The 17379-nt window shown below is 52.6% G+C and carries 19 protein-coding genes and 2 pseudogenes; 12 read left to right on the forward strand and 9 right to left on the reverse strand.

Features of this window, described 5'->3' with window-relative positions:
* The 4 genes and pseudogenes from ACZRKZ_RS13545 to ACZRKZ_RS13560 all read left to right on the forward strand — a co-directional run.
* Positions 1–1067 (forward strand): hypothetical protein (locus ACZRKZ_RS13545; RefSeq protein ID WP_463981839.1); only part of this gene is annotated, 1067 nt, incomplete at its 5' end.
* A 318-nt stretch (positions 1068–1385) separates the two neighbouring features.
* Positions 1386–1718 (forward strand): DUF2790 domain-containing protein, encoded by a 333-nt coding sequence (locus ACZRKZ_RS13550; RefSeq protein WP_019334883.1) that lies wholly within the window; start codon positions 1386–1388, stop codon positions 1716–1718.
* A 218-nt stretch (positions 1719–1936) separates the two neighbouring features.
* Positions 1937–3262: an OprD family porin gene (locus tag ACZRKZ_RS13555; RefSeq protein ID WP_019334884.1), complete on the forward strand. Its 1326-nt coding sequence runs from the start codon at positions 1937–1939 to the stop codon at positions 3260–3262.
* A gap of 152 nt (positions 3263–3414) precedes the next feature.
* Positions 3415–3832 (forward strand): annotated as a pseudogene (locus ACZRKZ_RS13560) (KUP/HAK/KT family potassium transporter); the annotation flags it as partial.
* A gap of 265 nt (positions 3833–4097) precedes the next feature.
* On the opposite strand, the gene ACZRKZ_RS13565 reads toward ACZRKZ_RS13560, so the two are convergent.
* Together ACZRKZ_RS13565 and ACZRKZ_RS13570 are read right to left on the reverse strand one after the other, a co-directional pair.
* The gene (locus tag ACZRKZ_RS13565) at positions 4098–4745 is read right to left on the reverse strand and encodes a hypothetical protein (RefSeq protein WP_032856627.1); all 648 of its coding nucleotides are present in this window, start codon (positions 4743–4745) and stop codon (positions 4098–4100) included.
* Positions 4746–4757: 12 nt separating this feature from the next.
* Positions 4758–5495, reverse strand: a complete 738-nt coding sequence (locus ACZRKZ_RS13570) for a HupE/UreJ family protein (protein ID WP_032856628.1) — start codon at positions 5493–5495, stop codon at positions 4758–4760.
* A gap of 513 nt (positions 5496–6008) precedes the next feature.
* Here ACZRKZ_RS13570 and ACZRKZ_RS13575 point away from each other — a divergent pair.
* The 4 genes and pseudogenes from ACZRKZ_RS13575 (at position 6009) to ACZRKZ_RS13590 (ending at position 8641) form a co-directional block, all read left to right on the forward strand.
* On the forward strand, positions 6009–6308 hold the full coding sequence (locus ACZRKZ_RS13575) for a metal-sensing transcriptional repressor (RefSeq protein ID WP_032856629.1): 300 nt from the start codon (positions 6009–6011) through the stop codon (positions 6306–6308).
* 7 nt (positions 6309–6315) lie between these two features.
* A pseudogene (locus tag ACZRKZ_RS13580) lies at positions 6316–7451 on the forward strand (nickel/cobalt efflux protein RcnA).
* Positions 7452–7463: 12 nt separating this feature from the next.
* Positions 7464–7901 carry a YqaA family protein gene (locus ACZRKZ_RS13585; protein ID WP_032856630.1) on the forward strand — a complete coding sequence of 146 codons (438 nt, stop codon included), beginning with the start codon at positions 7464–7466 and terminating at the stop codon, positions 7899–7901.
* A complete protein-coding gene (locus ACZRKZ_RS13590) occupies positions 7898–8641 on the forward strand; it encodes a TraX family protein (protein WP_050593284.1) in 744 nt (247 codons plus the stop codon). Before ACZRKZ_RS13585 ends, ACZRKZ_RS13590 begins: the two co-directional genes overlap by 4 nt.
* A 41-nt stretch (positions 8642–8682) precedes the next feature.
* On the opposite strand, the gene ACZRKZ_RS13595 is transcribed toward ACZRKZ_RS13590, so the two are convergent.
* Entirely contained in the window at positions 8683–9993 is a 1311-nt protein-coding gene (locus tag ACZRKZ_RS13595; RefSeq protein ID WP_032856631.1) for an MFS transporter, read from the reverse strand.
* Positions 9994–10352: 359 nt separating this feature from the next.
* Between ACZRKZ_RS13595 and ACZRKZ_RS13600 the strand changes: the two genes are divergently transcribed.
* The 3 genes from ACZRKZ_RS13600 to ACZRKZ_RS13610 are packed head-to-tail and all read left to right on the forward strand — an operon-like array spanning position 10353 to position 11831.
* Positions 10353–10628, forward strand: a complete 276-nt coding sequence (locus ACZRKZ_RS13600) for a metal/formaldehyde-sensitive transcriptional repressor (protein WP_025992775.1) — start codon at positions 10353–10355, stop codon at positions 10626–10628.
* A gap of 11 nt (positions 10629–10639) precedes the next feature.
* Positions 10640–11605, forward strand: coding sequence for a CDF family Co(II)/Ni(II) efflux transporter DmeF (dmeF, locus tag ACZRKZ_RS13605; RefSeq protein WP_032856632.1), 966 nt, complete (start codon positions 10640–10642; stop codon positions 11603–11605).
* 43 nt (positions 11606–11648) lie between these two features.
* Complete coding sequence (locus ACZRKZ_RS13610) at positions 11649–11831, forward strand: DUF1289 domain-containing protein (RefSeq protein ID WP_017341650.1); 183 nt, start codon at positions 11649–11651, stop codon at positions 11829–11831.
* Positions 11832–12150: 319 nt separating this feature from the next.
* Here ACZRKZ_RS13610 and ACZRKZ_RS13615 read toward each other — a convergent pair whose 3' ends face one another.
* From ACZRKZ_RS13615 to ACZRKZ_RS13635, 5 genes are all read right to left on the reverse strand, one after another.
* Positions 12151–12618 carry a DUF411 domain-containing protein gene (locus ACZRKZ_RS13615; protein WP_032856633.1) on the reverse strand — a complete coding sequence of 156 codons (468 nt, stop codon included), beginning with the start codon at positions 12616–12618 and terminating at the stop codon, positions 12151–12153.
* A gap of 162 nt (positions 12619–12780) precedes the next feature.
* Complete coding sequence (locus ACZRKZ_RS13620) at positions 12781–13782, reverse strand: copper resistance protein B (RefSeq protein ID WP_032856634.1); 1002 nt, start codon at positions 13780–13782, stop codon at positions 12781–12783.
* Entirely contained in the window at positions 13754–13999 is a 246-nt protein-coding gene (locus tag ACZRKZ_RS13625; protein ID WP_099170805.1) for a hypothetical protein, read from the reverse strand. The genes ACZRKZ_RS13620 and ACZRKZ_RS13625 overlap by 29 nt, the downstream gene beginning before the upstream one ends.
* A 12-nt stretch (positions 14000–14011) precedes the next feature.
* Positions 14012–15940, reverse strand: coding sequence for a copper resistance system multicopper oxidase (locus tag ACZRKZ_RS13630; RefSeq protein WP_032856635.1), 1929 nt, complete (start codon positions 15938–15940; stop codon positions 14012–14014).
* Positions 15941–16118: 178 nt separating this feature from the next.
* Entirely contained in the window at positions 16119–16325 is a 207-nt protein-coding gene (locus tag ACZRKZ_RS13635; RefSeq protein ID WP_032856636.1) for a co-regulatory protein PtrA N-terminal domain-containing protein, read from the reverse strand.
* Between the two features lie 382 nt (positions 16326–16707).
* Between ACZRKZ_RS13635 and flgB the strand changes: the two genes are divergently transcribed.
* Entirely contained in the window at positions 16708–17121 is a 414-nt protein-coding gene (gene flgB / locus ACZRKZ_RS13640) for a flagellar basal body rod protein FlgB (RefSeq protein WP_080761982.1), read from the forward strand.
* Between the two features lie 30 nt (positions 17122–17151).
* Here flgB and ACZRKZ_RS13645 read toward each other — a convergent pair whose 3' ends face one another.
* A complete protein-coding gene (locus ACZRKZ_RS13645) occupies positions 17152–17352 on the reverse strand; it encodes a heavy-metal-associated domain-containing protein (RefSeq protein ID WP_074321237.1) in 201 nt (66 codons plus the stop codon).
* Between the last annotated feature and the right edge of the window lie 27 nt (positions 17353–17379).

The following is a 17379-nucleotide window of genomic DNA, read 5'->3' on the forward strand; positions in this document are numbered from 1 at the left end:
AATTCAGCGGAAAAGACACGACGTTGCTTGGTCATCTGACACCTCGATATGGCGAGCATTCTCGCCTAAATGAGTGTCCGGTTTCATTAGACCACTACATTGAGCTCTGTTGGGCAGATAGCGATGACATCGAGCCTCCGGCGATTAAGGCGCTCAGGCGCGTCTGCCGGCTCATCGAGCTGCTTGCACTGCTAGCGATCGGTGTCGACAAAGACAGCAGCCAAGATGGTTTTAATCTGTTCTTTGCCTTGCCTCCCGATGGGGCTAAGCCTCCGAGAACTTTTCTGTTACCTACCCAGGTTGACGTCAAGGTCCTTGACTATGAGCTCAATCACCTGAGCTTGTTGGAAGAAATACTCAATCGAAAAAACGAAAATAAGGCACACCTCTCCGAACGAAAATTAATGATTCGGATGGCGGTGGCTAGCGTCATCGAGAAGTTTGAGAGCGAGCCCAATCTGTTCTTGGTGATCGTGCGGGAGTGGCGGGAGGTCCTCGCCACATACCGCGCTAATCTGCAAACCTACGTCTATAGCTTCTCGTTTGAGCGGGCCCGGCGGGAGGTGGCCCAAGCTGAAATCGACTATGGCACGAAGCTTAGCGGGGTGCTGGGCGACATCGCCGGCAAGATGCTCGCCCTGCCGATATCGCTAGCGGGTTTGGTCGTGCTGGAGAAAACAACCTCAAGATTCGAAGGTTTTATCCTTGTCCTTGGGTTGGCAGCGGTTTCTGTGGTTCTGCTTGCAATCCTTCACAACCAAATGCTGCAAACGGAGCGCCTCCTACACAGCTTCAATGTCATTTTCGATGATTTCAAGGACAAGATAAAAACATATCCCCCGAAACTTCAGGGGCTGCTCAGGATCACCATCGATCAAGTCGACAAGCAAGGCCTAACCCTCACCAGGACCTTTCGGTTGCTGAAGGGGTTGTCCCTGCTTCCAATCGTCGGTGCTTTGCTGCTAGCCGCGATAAAATACCGGGACGATTTCTTATGGCTGTTAAAGGCTATCCTAGCGATGGTATTTTCGGTACTCAACGTAGCCCCTAATATTCTCAGCCTATAAGGCTTTTGTAACACGTTCCTCGTCTCATCTTACTGCGCTCAAACCACTCATCCATATGGAGCAGTCCAAGCAGCTGTCCATAATATAGATGAGATGTATCTTTAATAAAAAATACTTGGGTATTTCGTGAGAAACTCGAGTTGATCTTTAATGCTTATCTAACATATTCAGCCTACTCCGCCAATAAGTTAAAATTCTAATAGTCGAGCTCACCAGTGCTGAGGGACACCTTACGCATATGTAATATTCGCGGCAGCTTTCTGAAAGGCATCACTGGTTATCCTCTAGTCAGAAGTAAGTGAACACTAGGAGAAAATCATGAAATCACTAAAAGCTTTTTTTGCCGTTTCCATCTTGACCTTGTCTTCTTTGGCCATGGCTGAAGGCGGTGGTGACCGTGTTTATGGTCGAATGATGCAAGAGAACCAGAAGGCGATGGAACAGTACGCCTTAGAAAATGGAAAGACGACACCTGAAGTTGTTCATTATGAATATGGAATGAACCTCGATGTCCAGAAGGTAATCAGTACCACTCAAGCCAATAAAACCTGTGGCGTAGCTCCTTCGCGCATGACCTATGAAGATTCGGCGGGCAAGCTCAACACCCTGGAATACAAGGTTATGGGTACTAACTGCCCTCACGGAAGCTAGTTAGCGTTGGCCCTAGCTGCGCCAGTTTGTTCGGTATGTTTTGAGCCTGCTTACTGTTCGCTGACATAGAAGTAATTTTCAGGTCACGCTGGAGTTATCTATTGTATGAAATTATGTCTGCCGGCACGTAGGAGAAATCCTCACGTGCTGGTGGCTTTTTATAATTATAAAAAATATTTCATAAAGAAACTCTGCCAAGCTAAAGCCAGGAGTGTTAAATGAACAATAAAAGCATTTATGGTCTTTCTCTAATTGCCCTTGGCATGAGCATGGGGCAAGTTGCAGTAGCTGTGGAGCAAAAGCCTGAAGGGTTCATTGAGGGGAGCACCTTTAGTATTCTCAATCGGAATCTCTATCTCAATCGTGATTATCGAAAGGGCCAGTCAAGCCCCACGGGCAATGGTTACTCAGCCGAATGGGCTCATGGCATTATTGGCCGATTCGAATCAGGCTTTACTCAAGGTACCGTAGGCTTCGGCATTGATGCGTTTGCAATGGAAGGCCTCAAGCTCGATTCAGGTGATGGTCGCTCGGGAGCCCGAAGCTCAGTCGATGTCTTGCCGCACAATAGCAAAGGCCAACCTGAAGACTCCTACTCAAAAGTAGGCGGGGCCGCAAAAGTGCGTTTCCTGGATACAGTCGTCAAGGTAGGCGACGTATTTCCATCGACGCCTGTCGTTGCCTATGGGGATTCCCGACTTCTCCCGGAGAGTTTCCGTGGTGCAACGTTCACTAATACCAGCATCAAAGGCCTGACCCTTCAGGGGGGCCGGCTGCATGCGATGAGCCAACCCAATTCCAGTAGCATGCGTGACGGCTTTTCAACTTTTTACGCCGGTGCAGTAGATGCTCCATGGATCGCTTATCTAGGGGGCGATTACACGGTCAATGAGCACGTAGGTGTGAGTCTTTACACCAGCCAATTCAAGGATGTGTGGAACCAATACTACGCGGGCACCACATTGAGCTATCCACTCTCAGAAAGCGTATCGCTAATCGGCGGCTTTAATTACTACCGAGCGGTTGATGAGGGTAAAAAACTTCTGGGAAGCTTCGATAACAACATCTGGAGCGGCAAGACCGGGGTCAAATTCGGAGCGCACGCCGTGACCGTTGGTTACCAGCGCAATAATGGTAACGACGACTTTGACTACCTTCGCCAGTCCGACTCAATTTTCTTGGATAACTCTATCCAATACAGCGATTTCAACTCACCGAAAGAGCAATCCTTGCAGCTGCGCTACGATCTAGATATGCAGGCTTTCGGCATCCCCGGTCTCAGCTTCATGACCCGCTACGCTAAGGGCTGGGATGCGGACTATTCCAACGCGAACAGCGTGTACATGCGTCGCGGCGCGGATGGTGCCCCATTGCAGGACCAAAAGCGTTGGGAGCGAGACATAGAGGCCAAATACGTCATCCAGTCAGGCTCTCTGAAGGACATGTCTTTGCGTGTTCGCCAAGCAACGACACGAGCTACCGATTTCGAATCTGATTTGGACGAAGTCAGACTGATTGTCGAATACCCATTGCAACTGCTTTAACGGACGCTAGCCATCGGCATCAGGTGTCCAATTGCCAAATACACCCCCGTCTCTTTGTTTCTCCTTTGGTTTAGAGACGGCTTAGGCGCCCTAGTGGCGCCTTTTTTTGTGGATTGACATAAATGTTGGTATGACCCGGCAGTTATTACAATGCTGATACAGCCCCTCATGCGCTCTCGCACAATCTATTGCATAAACAGGTTCTGCACGAGCAGGTGGTGTTGCTAACTGTGGCGTCTGAAGACAGCTGCGCGTACCAGATGATCGGCGGTTTGAGGTCTAGGCTTATGACGAATAATTTTTCCGGGTTAACCCGCACTTTGGTCTTATCGGGGAGCCTGACCTAGCCGTAGCCTTGAGTTTCTTACACTTGAATGAGCTGGATTTCTGCACGAAGCAATCCACCTACTTCCTTAGCCGCGAGACGGATATCCCGATCAAGCGTATCGGAATGGCTCGTCGGCGAGAAAGCTTGTTCACTTTTTTACTGAAGCACGTCAACAGCAACCTCAAATACTTCCATTTGCCGCTGACCGAGTGGTCGAACTGGGTGCGCAGGTTGAGATATAGAAGCAAACAAGGCCGCAAATGCGGCCATGTTTTATTCAGGGTGTTACTCGTGTGAGTGTCCGTGCTCAGCGGTCTTGGATGTTGTTCCTTTCTCACCGCCACCGCATGCGGTCATCAGGCCAATAAAGCAAATCAGGAGCATCGAACGAATCAGCGTTGCTGGGGTTTTCATGGAATGACTCTTCAAAAAATGGATGAGATAAATGGTCTTTATCTAGGTTGATCGCTGCATTTTCGGCAATAGAACAGCCATCGCTGCTTCGGATTACTGTTTGACGCTCAAGTAATCGCCGGCCGTTCTCAGTGAGATGGTCACGTCGCTATTGCTGCGGTTACGCCAAAACCAACCATGGGTGCCGTCAAAAATGGCGGTGAATTCACCTTTGTCACTTTTGACTTGCTTGCCCTTGGTATAGCTGTGGAAGTAACCCTTTTCACCGTTGTAAGGCTCGCCATGGGTGTCGTAATTCACAGGCCCACCAGCCGCTGTCCATTCATAGCTGACCGTCTTGCCCTTCAGCACTTTCAGTTTGATTTCTGTCCCTTCACCTGGCTTGAGCGTGACGCTCATTTGATTTGTCTTCAGAGCTGGGGGAGGTGTCGCCACTGGCGGAGTAACAGGTGTCGCAACAGGTTCAGCCTGTGCAACCTGCGAAGCTGGAGCTGGAGCTAAAGTTGCTGGTTGAGGTGGTGCTGCATCCGCCAAAGCCTCCTGGGCCAGGATGATCTTCAGTTCGCCCATTTGGGTCAGCCCCAGTGCTCGGCCCACACCCGTTGGATCAACGGCATATTCCGAAGGCATGACAACGGTCACCAGCAGGACGACCGCAGTCAACAGTGCAATGACAGTCGAACGCACCAGTTTGCGAGTGCTGGGCAATTCATTAACAGTTGGAAGCGGAGTATTGAACATGGTCAGAATTCCTTACGCAGAGACAAACAGGCCGGTGATCTGGTAACCCATCAGCAGGAAACCGGCACTCATCATGGCGACGTTGGCGGCGTAGGCGTGGCGCCAGAAACCGCCGGTGCGCCGCCAATACCCCATCAAAATGAGAATCGCGCTAAGGGCCAGCAATTGGCCGATCTCAACACCTACGTTGAAGGCGATCAGGTTCGGAATCAGGCCATCAGACGAGATCTCGTACTCCTGAATCTTCGTTGCCAGCCCAAAACCGTGGAGTAGTCCGAAGATCAACGTGGCCACCTTGGTGTTGGGTTGGAAACCGAACCAGCGCTGGAATGCACCCAGGTTATCGAGCGCCTTGTACACCACCGAGAAACCGATGATGGCGTCGATGATGTAGGAGCTGATGCTGATCTCGGTCAGTACGCCAAGCAGCAGCGTGACCGAGTGGCCTACAGCGAACAGCGTGACGTAGAGCCCCACGTCTTTCAGGCGGTAGAGGAAGAAGATCACCCCGAACAGAAACAGCAGGTGGTCGTAGCCTGTCATCATGTGTTTGGCTCCCATGTAGATGAAGGGCAGCAACAAGACGCCGGAACTTTCCTGGATGAAGCCCTTGTCTCCTTCCGCGACGGCGTGAGCCATCGCCTCGGGCATCCCGAGGAAAAGTGCAGTGACAAGTAAAAAAAACAGCAGTAGCGGGCGGTGCGATGGCGCAGTGAATGCGACAACGCCGCTCATCGAGTGCGAATGCATAGATCAATCCTACGTTGCAGGGATCAAAGGCCGCGGTGCGGCCATGGTCAGGATGCGAACGAAGGACGGGGTGGACGCTCGATCAAGAAAATCGGCGGACGAGGAACGGAATATCGGCGTGCATCAACTCGTATGGACAGCTTCGGCTGTGCAGCCAAACTCAACGCGGACGTGAGCTGTGGCGTTTCGTGCTGATGGTCAGGGGTCAACGGCGAGTGGTAGTGATCCGAGTAGCTCGCGCTCGACATCTCTGCCTGCTGCTCATTGGAGTGATGGGCATCTTGCGCAATCTCCCAGGCTGGCTGTTTCGATGTCACCGACAACGTATAGGTATGCCCGGCCCAAGCCACAAACATGGCCAGAGCAAGTGCGATTACCACCGTCATTGTCAGTGTTCTACTGAACATAGTGTTCGGCTTTCAACTCGTTTTGTGGGGCTTTGATGCGTTTGACCGCATCCCCCTAGGGGGGATAGGATGCCAGCCTAATTCATTGAGGCCTGAGGCTCAAGTCATGAGTGAGCAAGAACACGAACACAGCCATGCGCATACCCACCAAAGTCATGAAGCAATCATCAAGCGGCTCAAGCGGGCGGACGGCCATTTACGCGGCATCATCACCATGATCGAAGAGGGTCGTCAGTGCGTGGACATCGCCCAGCAGCTGCATGCTGTTGAAAAAGCGGTGTGCCAAGCGAAGCGCACGCTCATCCAGGATCACATTGATCACTGCCTGGAGGACACCGTCTCGGCGTTGAACAATGGCGAGCGCGCACCACTGGAAGCCTTCAAGCAAATCACCAAGTACCTTTAGGTCTGACATGCCCAACTTCGCTGAACTCTTGCAGCAGGTGGTTCACACGCCTGGCTGTATTTTCCGAGCGCTATTCTGCTCGGTGCCTTACATGGCCTGGAGCCGGGCCATTCAAAAACCATGATGGCGGCCTTCATCGTGGCTATCCGTGGCTCGGTCAAACAGGCCGTTTTGTTGGGCTTGGCCGCGACGCTTTCGCACACCGCAGTGGTGTGGTTGGTTGCAATCGGCGGAATGTACCTGGGCAAAGGTCTGGATGCTCAAACCACAGAACCTTACTTCCAGCTCGCGTCCTCCGCGCTGATCATTGTGATTGCGCTCTGGATGTTGTGGCGTACCTGGCGTGGTGAGCAGATGTTCAAGTTCGAGCAAGGTGATGATCACCACCACGACGAGCATGACCATGGTCATCATGATGAGACCCACCGAATCGATACCAGCCATGGCCGTGTTGAGCTGTCAATCTTCGAAGAAGGCATGCCACCGCACTGGCGCCTGAAGACATTGACCGGACACGCCTGGGCAGCCTCAGATGTTCGCCTGATGACTACCCGTCCGGACGGCAGCACTCAATCGTTCTCTTTCGTCGAGCGCGAAGGCTTCCTGGAGTCGGCAGTCGATATCCCGGAGCCTCATGAGTTCAGTGCCCGCTTGAGTCTGGGCCATGCGGGTCATTCCCATGATTATGACCTAGAATACCAAGAGCATGATCACGGGCACGCGCATTCCGAACTGGAAGGCCTGGAGTTGTCGATTGATGGCTATCAGGATGCGCATGAGCGCGCCCATGCCAACGATATCCGCAAGCGCTTTACCAACCGTGAGGTCACCACGGGACAGATCATTATGTTCGGCTTGACGGGGGGGCTCATTCCTTGCCCTGCGGCCATCACCGTTCTACTGCTCTGCCTTCAGATCAAAGAAGTCGCCTTGGGTGGCGTGCTCGTCCTGTGCTTCAGCATTGGTCTGGCGCTCACACTGGTTACCGTCGGTGCAGCAGCCGCTATTGGCGCCAAGCAGGCCTCGAATCGCTGGCCTTGGATGGGCGCCGTTGCGCGTCGTGCACCTTACCTGTCCAGCGTGTTGATCATCGGTGTTGGTCTGTACGTCGGCTTTCATGGCTGGATCGGCCTGAACGCATGAGGCGACGTCCGAGTGTTTGAACTCACCAGCTACGTTGGTCTGTTCCTGGCGGCATTCGGTGCCGCCACGTTACTGCCAATGCAATCTGAAGCTGTGCTGGTCGGGATGCTGCTTTCCGACCAGTACGTCGTTTCTACGCTTTTGGCGGTCGCCACCTTCGGCAACGTGCTCGGATCGGCGCTGAACTGGATTCTAGGTCGCTCTATTGAGCGATTGCGCCACAAGCGCTGGTTCCCGGTGAGCGAGAGCAAGCTTGAAAAGGCCCGGAACTCCTACCTGCGCTACGGGCGCTGGTCGTTGCTGCTGAGCTGGGTGCCGATCATTGGCGATCCGCTGACAGTCGTCGCCGGAGTCATGCGCGAGCCACTTTGGAGTTTTCTGCTGATTGTCACCCTGGCCAAGGGCGTGCGTTATCTCGTGCTGACCGCCGTCACACTGGGGTGGGTATGACGACTGCTCATACAGCCCAGAATTCCTTACTCAAGAGCCGAAGCAGTAGTCTGGATCTGATCAAGTGGCTGGCGATGCTGACCATGGTTATCGATCACTTACGCTTGGTGTGGCCGGAGATGAGTAATCTGTTCATTCTGGGGCGGCTGTCTTTTCCGCTGTTCTGTCTCGCCATTGCGGCCAACGTGGCGCGCTCCAAACCGGGTGAGTGGCTGACTGCTGCGAACGGACGCTACCTCGCCTTGATGCTGTTGTTCGCCGCCATTTCAGAAGTGCCTTATCGCTACATCAGCACCTCGGGATCATTCAACGTGTTGGTTACCCTGGCGTTAGGGCTGGTGATTGCCTGGGGGTGGCAACATCGCACTTTGTTGAGCGGCGCTATGGCGTTGATGGCCGCTGCAGTTGCCTACGTGCTGGATGATCCTCTGATGTACGGCTTCTACGGTGCACTTGTTCCAGCGGCTGTCTTAGTAGCAATAAAGAACCCAGGTGTTCTTTGGCTGCTGCCAGCGGCTCTATGCCTGTTGAGCAATACCCGCAGTAGCATCGTAACCAGGGCGTTGGACTTGGAAATCTATTCAATGCTGGCTTTGAGCACCGCATTCGCGGCCCCCTTGATCGGACTTTGGCTTCTGCGTCAGACCTTCTCCTTCAAGATCTGGCCGGTCGGGCAATGGGGCTACTGGTTCTATCCGGGGCACCTTGCCGCTCTGCAAGCCCTACGGCTCCTAGTCTGAATGTCCGACAGCTAGCCTTAGCAAATCTTAGGAACTTACAATCATTTGTTGGGCCATCGGCGATGTTGATCATCGATCACGTATGGATGTTCGTGATCCGCACCTTCCTGGCCGTCGACGTGCGTGTGATCGCCCGGCAGATTCTCATGGGTGTGCTTGATAGAGTCTTGGTCATGAGCTGGACGCCAGATCACGATGCTGACCACCAGCGCACTACCTGCCACGACAGCGAGCCCAACAAACGACGCAGTGAGGCTGATGTTCGCACCCAACCATCCCGCCAATGGGTAGGTAATCAACCAGCAAGCATGGGATAGCGCAAATTGGGCGGCAAACAACGCTGGGCGATCTTCGGCATGTGCCGAGCGACGCAACAGTCGACCGCTCGGGGTTTGAGCCAAGGAGTAGCCCACCCCAAGCACCACCCACAGCGGTAGCAGGAAGTTATAGGTGGTTAGGTTGATGCCAACTGCTAAGCCTGCGACCAATACTCCTCCACCAAACAACATGGCCGTTCGGTCTTTGATATTTTTCAACAGTCGAGGCAAGACCAGGGCCGCCACCATGGAACCGCCACCAAACGCGGCCAGCGCCAATGCCGTAGAACTCTGCGGCAGAGCGAAGCGCGACTGCACCAGCACCACCGTATTGACGATGACCATAGCACTGGCGGCCGCAACCGTAAGATTGAGAGCCAACAGCCCTCGCAAGCGAGGTGTGGCCAGAAATATGCGCATGCCACGGGTGGTTCGTTCGTAGATGCTGCGTCGTGGTATCTGCTTCGCCTTAGGCAGCAGCACTGTGGCGACTAGGGCCGCTGAGGCAAGGAACCCAATGACCGTGCCGGCGAACAGGCTATGGAAGCTGATCACCGTCAACAGTGCAGCGGCAAGCATCGGGCTCGCGACACTTTCAAGATCATAGGCCAGACGTGATAGCGACAAGGCACGGGTGTAGTCGTCTTCATCCACCAGTATGTCTGGAATGGTCGCCTGGAACGTCGGAGTGAACGCTGCCGAAGCGGACTGAAGGACGAAAATCAGCACGTAGATTTGCCAGACTTCCGTCACAAACGGAAGAGCCAGTGCGACCAGTGCTCGCACCAGATCCAGAGAGACCAGCATTGCCCGGCGGGGTAAACGCTCTGCAAAAGCGGCTGCGATTGGCGCAACGCCAATGTAGGCCGTCATTTTGATCGCCAACGCCGTACCGAGCACAGCGCCCGCATTGGCACCTGCAAGGTCGAACGCTAATAGGCCTAATGCAACAGTGGCAAGACCCGTCCCAATGAGCGCAATCACTTGAGCCAAGAAGAGGTGGCGGTAGGTACGGTTGGCTAGGATTTTCAGCATGAAATATCTCAAATAGCGAAGTGCGTAACCATGTGGTTACCGAACTTTCCACGAAGAGACGCAATCAGCTGGTTTCGTCTCTGTTGATTGCTGCATCCTCCCAGGGGGGATGTGGTTCGATCCTAAACCATAGACCTAGGCAGCTCAAGAGATAGGCGCTACGCCATCTATCGAATTATTGAAGTGCCGGGCCGCCCATACGGCTTGTATTGGTACTGCGCGGCGAGGCGACGTGCTGAATGTTTCGAATGCAGCATTCAGATGCTGCAACGCTGCTGGTCGGATGGATTCCCTCCCTGGGTTGTATGGCCAATTGGAACGTGTGATTATATTGTTCTAATAGGTAGGGGGGGTATGGTATGAGTCACATGAGATCAAGCAAAGACAATCTTCTTAAGCGCGTAAAGCGAATCGCTGGGCAAGTCCAGGCGATTGAGCGAGCACTCGACTCTGATGATGACTGCTCGAAAACCCTGCTTTTGGTCGCTTCTGCCCGTGGCGCTATCAATGGGCTGATGGATGAAATTATCGAAGACCACGCTCGTGAACACGTCGCGAATCCGACACTCAGCAATGACGAAAGAGCGAAAGGTGTCGACGAGCTGCTCGAAGCCATTCGCCGCTATTCCAAATAGGATTTGCCCAGATGAGTAATTCGTACGCCGAGTATTCCCACGACCATATGTTCCTTGGGAAATCACATGAAGAAAACGCCAAGCGAACCTTGTGGGTGGTGGCCCTGACCGTCGTAATGATGGTTGCTGAAATCACCGCAGGTTATCTCACTGGCTCAATGGCGTTGCTTGCCGATGGTTTTCACATGGCAACGCATGCAGGAGCACTCGGCATAGCCGCAGCTGCTTACGCTTACGCTAAAAGACATGCCTCAAGTGCTCGCTACAGTTTTGGAACTGGCAAGGTGGGAGACTTGGGTGGCTTCGCTTCTGCTCTGATTTTGGGACTGGTTTCCTTGGGAATTGCTGGAGAGTCGCTGTTTCGTCTCTTTCAACCGACTCAAGTGCAATTCGGGACAGCGACTCTAATCGCGATTGTCGGACTAGCAGTGAATGTGGTGAGCGCGCTTTTGCTGTCTGGCGGTCATGATCATCACCATGGGCATGACCACGATCACGATGAATCTCACCATGCGCATGGCCACGACAATAATTTGCGCTCTGCTTACGTTCACGTCATTGCAGATGCACTGACATCAGTTCTGGCCATCGCAGCCCTTCTTGCTGGTCGATACCTTGGTTGGGTATGGCTCGACCCTGCAATGGGGATTGTGGGTGCCGTTGTGATTGCACGCTGGGCTTGGTCGTTGATGCGGGTGACTTCGGGTGTATTGCTCGACCAGACAGATGATCATGTCGCTGAAGAGATTCGTGAACTGGTTGAGCGACCGGGAGATGCTTCGATCATTGATCTTCATGTCTGGCAGGTTGGGCCGCAAGCCCGCGCCGCGATTGTGAGTGTTCTGGGCAGCCCAGCAGTCAATGCAGAAAACATACGAGAACGGCTTGCGACGGTTCATGAGATCACTCATCTGACAGTTGAGTACCGCACGAAGTTGGGCGCTGACGCACCCGATCAGATCGCCGTTCTGGCTTAGCAATGAAACCGCAGCACGCATAAGTTCGACGAGGAATTGAACAATGGCAAAGGACATCGAAAATCCCTGTATTTCTGTTTGCCAGCTGAACAGCGAACTGTGCGTTAGCTGCGGTCGCACCAAGGAAGACATCAGAAAATGGAAACGAATGAAGCGTCCAGAAAAAATGGCCGCTGTACAACGCGCGACCCTGCGTCTGAAGAGCCTTCAAAAAAAGAACTCTTAAGCCACCGTCATTTACGTTTTCTACTGTTTCAGCCGAGACAGATGTCCTGATTCGGGAAGGTACGCTGAGGGTGCAACGCCATCTCCGAACTTAACACTATCGCGATCAACTGCGCAGTGCTTGTCAGCATGCGGAGGATGGGGTCATCTCAAATTCTTATTGAGGACTGCGGTTCGGGGTTATCTGATTAGGCACAAGCATGCCTTTACGACGGCTGTTGATCGTCTTTAGCCATGGCTTGAGAATGAAATCGAAGGAGCATGTCCCGCTGCATGGTCATGAACGCTGACCATGCTGTGACGGGAGGGATGGGGTGGGATTAGTTTTGAGGGTACTCAGCAATGACCTGATCTGTGCCAGCTTTGGTCAGGCCGATTATCTGGTAGGCCTCATGCACTCCGTCGACTTCCATTCCTGGAGAACCAGGTGGCATGCCAGGAGCAGCGATCCCGAGAAGGTCGTCGCGTTTACTCATCGCAATTATTTGCTCAGCTGGCACGTGGCCTTCAACAAACTTCCCGTTGATCATCGCGGTGTGACAAGACGAGAGTCGTGGAGCGACACCCAGATCTAGTTTGAGAGCACTCATGTTGGTTTCTTCATGATCGATGACGGTGAAGCCATTGGCCTCAAGATGCTGAATCCATTTTTTGCAACATCCGCAGTTTGCATCACGATGCACATCGATGGTGAGGGCCTGCGCCGCTTGAGCCGTTGAGCCAATGAACAGCGCGGCGAATGTTGCGATACGCAGAAATCGACTTGAAAGTCGGAAGCTACCTGTCATGAATATTTCCTTTTCCCTCGGAGACGGCGAGATGTTCCATGAAGCAATAGAACCCCACTCAAGCGTTTATGCCGCTGCAAAGGTTACATTGAAGGATCTACTTTAGAGTCGGGGAGCCAACTCCCCGATCATTTGAATCCGTAGGGCTAGTGCTCAAATCGCTCAGAACCACATCCGAATACCAGCTACAAATCGGGCCTCGTTTGTTTTTTCCCCTTCATCGCTGGCCAGGTCAGCCGTTTTACCGTATGAGCGATTCCAGCTAACACCAATGTAGGGTGCGAATTGACGAGTAATTTCGTAGCGCAACCGCAGGCCTAGTTCGGTGTTGGCCAATCCAGATCCTATGCCGCGCTGAGGATCATTTTTCCCGTACAAGTTTACTTCGGCGGTCGGCTGCAAGATCAGGCGATTGGTCAACAGGATGTCGTAATCGCCTTCAAATCGAGCAGCGGTTTGACCGTTCTCACCAATATAAGCAGTCGCTTCAGCTTCAAAGTTATAGAGGGCCATGCCCTGAATACCGAGCGCTCCCCAGGTTTGAGGTGACCCGGGTTTGAAATCTTGTCGAATACCGGTGACGACATCCCACCATGGACCGATGGCGTGTCCCCACAGAGCCTGAAGTTCAGCGTTTTCGGTTACGCCATTTGTACGTTCACCTTCCGAACGCAACCAGAGGCGGTCGACGTCACCGCCGATCCACCCTTTTGCATCCCAAGCCAGCGCACTGCCGTTGTCAGCGTCTTGGTACTCAAATTTATCCAGGAGGATGAACGAGTTAATTTTTTTATCGTGCACACCATGGCCTGGTACGTCTGGAAAAGCGGCGGCCCGGTCAGCGTCGGTAAGTACGGGGATCGGGGTTCGGCTTGTGGTAGTCGCCCCTCCATCCATGCTTTGCATACCGTCCATTTGCCCGTTATCCATGCTCATCTTGCTGTGATCCATCGCGGCATCTTTCGCTTTGGCTGGTTTGGATTTTTGTGCAGTTGAAGGCTTTGCGTCCGCACTTGATGGCATCGCCATCGACGGATCCATCTCTTCAGCGGCTTGAGCCATAAAAAAGAATGCTGGACCGGTGGAGACTGCAAGTGCCATCAGCGTTGGGCGTAAAAACTTACTGGTCATGATCTCAATCTGCCTTTTTGGTTTTTTGGTCATGATCCATCGACTCATGGCTCATCTTGCTATGGTCCATTGACCCGTGATCTAGCTTCGAATCGTTTGCCGCTGCTGGCTTGTCCGTTGCTGTAGCAGGAACAGTGGTTGAATGATCGCTGCCATTTTCCTCTGCCAGCACCGTGGACGAGAGTCCACTCAGCAGGACAGCGGCAAAGAGGCAACCCACGAGGGAATTACGATTTAGGTATGTGCTCACAGATCGTCTCCTTTACTCATCAACCCGTACTTCACGGAACATGCCCATTTCCATATGGAAAAGCAGATGGCAGTGATATGCCCAGCGGCCTAAGGCATCAGCGGTGACTCGATAGCTGCGTTTGGTACCTGGTGGCATATCAATCGTGTGCTTGCGCACCATGAACTTGCCGTTCTCATCCTCGAGGTCACTCCACATGCCGTGAAGGTGGATGGGGTGGGTCATCATGGTGTCGTTCACCAAGGTGATGCGCAGACGCTCGCCATACTTCAGGCGCAGCGGTTCGGCGTCAGAGAATTTGATGCCGTTGAACGACCACGAAAACTTCTCCATGTGACCGGTCAGGTGAAGCTCGATGGTACGATTTGGCTCGCGGCCGTCAGGATCTTGGAAAGTGCTTTTCAAGTCGGAGTAAGTGAGCACTCGACGACCATTGTTCCGCAAGCCTATGCCAGGATCGTTCAGCTTTGGCGTTGGACTCATGGCTTGCATGTCAACCAAGGGATTGTTGGTTTCAGAGGCTGGGTGAGTCTGCATTTCTCCACCCATACCGCCCATGCCAGCCATCCCTGACATATCGCCACTGCCCATTCCTGCCATCTTGCTGTGGTCCATGCCAGCCATGTTGGACATGTCGCCTTTGTCCATGCCAGCCATCTTGCTGTGGTCCATGCCAGCCATGTTAGTCATGTCACCGCTGTCCATGCCGGTCATCCCGGTCATGTCACCTTGGTTCATCCCTGCCATCTTGCTGTGATCCATGCCGGCCATGTCGCCGCCGCCCATTCCACCCGAGCTGCCATGGTCCATACCAGCCATACCGCCCATCCCCATGTCATCCATAGTTACTATAGGACGTGGGTCAATCGCAGGTATCGGTGCCTTTAGGCCGTCACGCACTGCAAGTGTTCCGCTGGCGTAACCTGTGCGATCCATAGACTGAGCGAAGATGGTGTAAGCCTCATCAGTAGCAGTCTCCACAATAACGTCATATGTTTCAGCTACCGCAATACGAAACTCGTCGACGCTCACCGGCTTGACATGTTGACCGTCTGCGGCAACCACGGTCATCTTCAACCCAGGAATGCGGACGTCGAAATAGCTCATGGCGGAGCCGTTGATAAAGCGCAGACGGAGTTTCTCACCCGGTTTGAAAATACCAGTCCAGTTACCGTTGGGTGCCTGGCCATTCATGAGATAGGTATAGGTATCCGCGCTGACATCGCCGAGGTCAGTAGGACTCATGTTCATCTCAGCCCACATCTTTCGATCTGCTACCGTCGAAGACCAACCTTTGCTGCTGACATCGTCTATGAAGTCTCCGACGGTGCGCTTGTGATGGTTGTAATAGCCCGATTGTTTCTTGAGCTTCGCCATAACGCGACTGGGATCTTCGTCGGTCCAGTCAGTCAACATCACCACGTAGTCGCGATCGTATTGAAACGGTTCAGGTTCTTTCGAATCGATGACGATTGGACCGTAAACGCCTGCCTGCTCCTGCAAACCCGAGTGGCTGTGATACCAGTAGGTTCCGTTCTGATGAAGCTTGAATTTGTATTCGTACATGCCATCGGGTGCGATGCCATGGAAGCTCAAGCCAGGCACACCGTCCATGTTGGCGGGTAGGATGATCCCGTGCCAATGGATTGATGTGTCTTGGTCTAGACGGTTTTTTACACGCAGAGTGACGGTCTCCCCCTCACGCCAACGCAGCAAAGGTCCGGGCAATGATCCGTTGATGGTCATAGCTGTGCGAGGCGAGCCTGTGATGTTTACAGGGCTTTCACCAATAAACAGATCAAATTCGTTACCGGAGAGTACGCTCGGCATACCAGGACTTGTCACCGCCCATACAGGAGTGCGCCAAAGGCCAAGGCCGCCGAGAATGCCACCAGCGGCCAAGCCTTTCACGAATGTCCGCCTAGAGGTTTTGGAGTGCATGCCGTTATGTCCAATCAGTCAAAAGGGAAGCCGCGCGAAACAACAAATGAATTGTCTGGATGAGACTCACTCACCGTTACAAAAGACGAACTCAAACGGTAAGCGAGCTCAGAAGTTGCCACATTTAAACCACCACAGTGATTACATTTCTGTCAGCTTGTGAGCGTAGCTCAAATATTTAGCAATTTTTGTGGTCCATCGCCCTGGCTTTGCTTTCCGCGACAGGAGGCTGGGCATTTTTCGTTTGGGCTACTTGGTACGATTCCATCGAGTTACTCCTGGCCGCTTCCATACGTTCGAAAGTGCGGTCACCTCCGCCTTCAGCCATAGCAAAAGAAGATACGGTCAGAGCAGCGATGACGAACAAGGTTTTGATAGGGTTCATTTGGGTTTCCTCTGATAGATGGTAGCCCCTGAATCCACAACAAAGTTGATGCTCAGGGAAGAGCTTAAGGCTCAATAAGACTATAAGACTGATTCCCTGTCAGGCAGCTTAGGCCAATATTACAGTTGTGTCAGGTTCCGATATTTCTCTTGAGGTGCGATGTACTTAATCCGTATGGTCTATCCACTGTCGGAGTTCGCTGAAACCAATCTCCTAAAATTTAGCCGTTCGGTGTTCTGTGCTTTCGGTCACTTTCACAGGGCTTGACGTTTTTTGAATTTGCACCGGAGTTATAAGTCGACTTAGACGCACCACATTCAACACATAAGTGTTTGATATAGGTGAAAATTGGAAATAGTAGCGTAACGGAAGGTGGCCGCTTGTGAGCATTAATTTTGAAAAAGCGCTTGGCTCCGCCGAAAGAGCGTTAGTTTATCGCAGCCAAAGAGCCGAGGTACTTAGCAATAATATCGCTAACGCCGATACTCCTAACTTTAAGGCTAGAGATTTGGAGTTTTCTGCTGTGCTCGCCAGCCAGACAACACGAGGCTTGAATTCTCCATTCTCTTTGAAAACAACAAACATAAAACATATTGCCATTAACGAATCAGCAAGTGATGGTCAACGTGATGCTTTGTTTTACAGCACGCCTTACCAACCTTCAATTGATCAAAATACTGTGGATGCACAGCTTGAAGTTGCAAAGTTTACTGAGAACGAAATTCATTTTGAAAGCGCTTTTAATAGATTGAACGGAGCATTTAAGGGGCTGCTTAAAGCTCTGCGAGGTGATTAGTAAAATTTACCCAACAATGAAATCAGCGCCTTAAGCGCTGATTTGCGATGGGAAACCGAGTGATTCGACAGCTTTACGAACTTGCTCTGGGTTTTCGCTACTTTCAACGCTTACCTTACCTGCCGCGCGATCCACGGAAACTTTAGCCTCGCTGTCCAACGATTGAATCGCTTTAGTGATTTTGCTGACGCAGCTACCGCAACCAATGCCTGATACGTTTAAGACGAACATGGTTATTCCTCTTGTGCTGAGCGGTCT

Source organism: Pseudomonas sp. c313 (assembly GCF_055407145.1).

Excerpts from the sequence above, each read along its gene's own strand:
- dmeF (WP_032856632.1), top strand. The coding sequence starts at position 10,640 with ATGAGTAATTCGTACGCCGAGTATTCCCACGACCATATGTTCCTTGGG.
- ACZRKZ_RS13620 (WP_032856634.1), bottom strand. The coding sequence starts at position 13,782 with ATGACCAAAAAACCAAAAAGGCAGATTGAGATCATGACCAGTAAGTTT.
- ACZRKZ_RS13635 (WP_032856636.1), bottom strand. The coding sequence starts at position 16,325 with ATGAACCCTATCAAAACCTTGTTCGTCATCGCTGCTCTGACCGTATCT.
- ACZRKZ_RS13590 (WP_050593284.1), top strand. The coding sequence starts at position 7,898 with ATGACGACTGCTCATACAGCCCAGAATTCCTTACTCAAGAGCCGAAGC.
- ACZRKZ_RS13615 (WP_032856633.1), bottom strand. The coding sequence starts at position 12,618 with ATGACAGGTAGCTTCCGACTTTCAAGTCGATTTCTGCGTATCGCAACA.
- ACZRKZ_RS13565 (WP_032856627.1), bottom strand. The coding sequence starts at position 4,745 with ATGTTCAATACTCCGCTTCCAACTGTTAATGAATTGCCCAGCACTCGC.
- ACZRKZ_RS13550 (WP_019334883.1), top strand. The coding sequence starts at position 1,386 with ATGAAATCACTAAAAGCTTTTTTTGCCGTTTCCATCTTGACCTTGTCT.
- ACZRKZ_RS13555 (WP_019334884.1), top strand. The coding sequence starts at position 1,937 with ATGAACAATAAAAGCATTTATGGTCTTTCTCTAATTGCCCTTGGCATG.
- ACZRKZ_RS13600 (WP_025992775.1), top strand. The coding sequence starts at position 10,353 with ATGAGTCACATGAGATCAAGCAAAGACAATCTTCTTAAGCGCGTAAAG.
- ACZRKZ_RS13575 (WP_032856629.1), top strand. The coding sequence starts at position 6,009 with ATGAGTGAGCAAGAACACGAACACAGCCATGCGCATACCCACCAAAGT.
- ACZRKZ_RS13595 (WP_032856631.1), bottom strand. The coding sequence starts at position 9,993 with ATGCTGAAAATCCTAGCCAACCGTACCTACCGCCACCTCTTCTTGGCT.
- ACZRKZ_RS13610 (WP_017341650.1), top strand. The coding sequence starts at position 11,649 with ATGGCAAAGGACATCGAAAATCCCTGTATTTCTGTTTGCCAGCTGAAC.
- ACZRKZ_RS13630 (WP_032856635.1), bottom strand. The coding sequence starts at position 15,940 with ATGCACTCCAAAACCTCTAGGCGGACATTCGTGAAAGGCTTGGCCGCT.
- ACZRKZ_RS13645 (WP_074321237.1), bottom strand. The coding sequence starts at position 17,352 with ATGTTCGTCTTAAACGTATCAGGCATTGGTTGCGGTAGCTGCGTCAGC.
- ACZRKZ_RS13570 (WP_032856628.1), bottom strand. The coding sequence starts at position 5,495 with ATGCATTCGCACTCGATGAGCGGCGTTGTCGCATTCACTGCGCCATCG.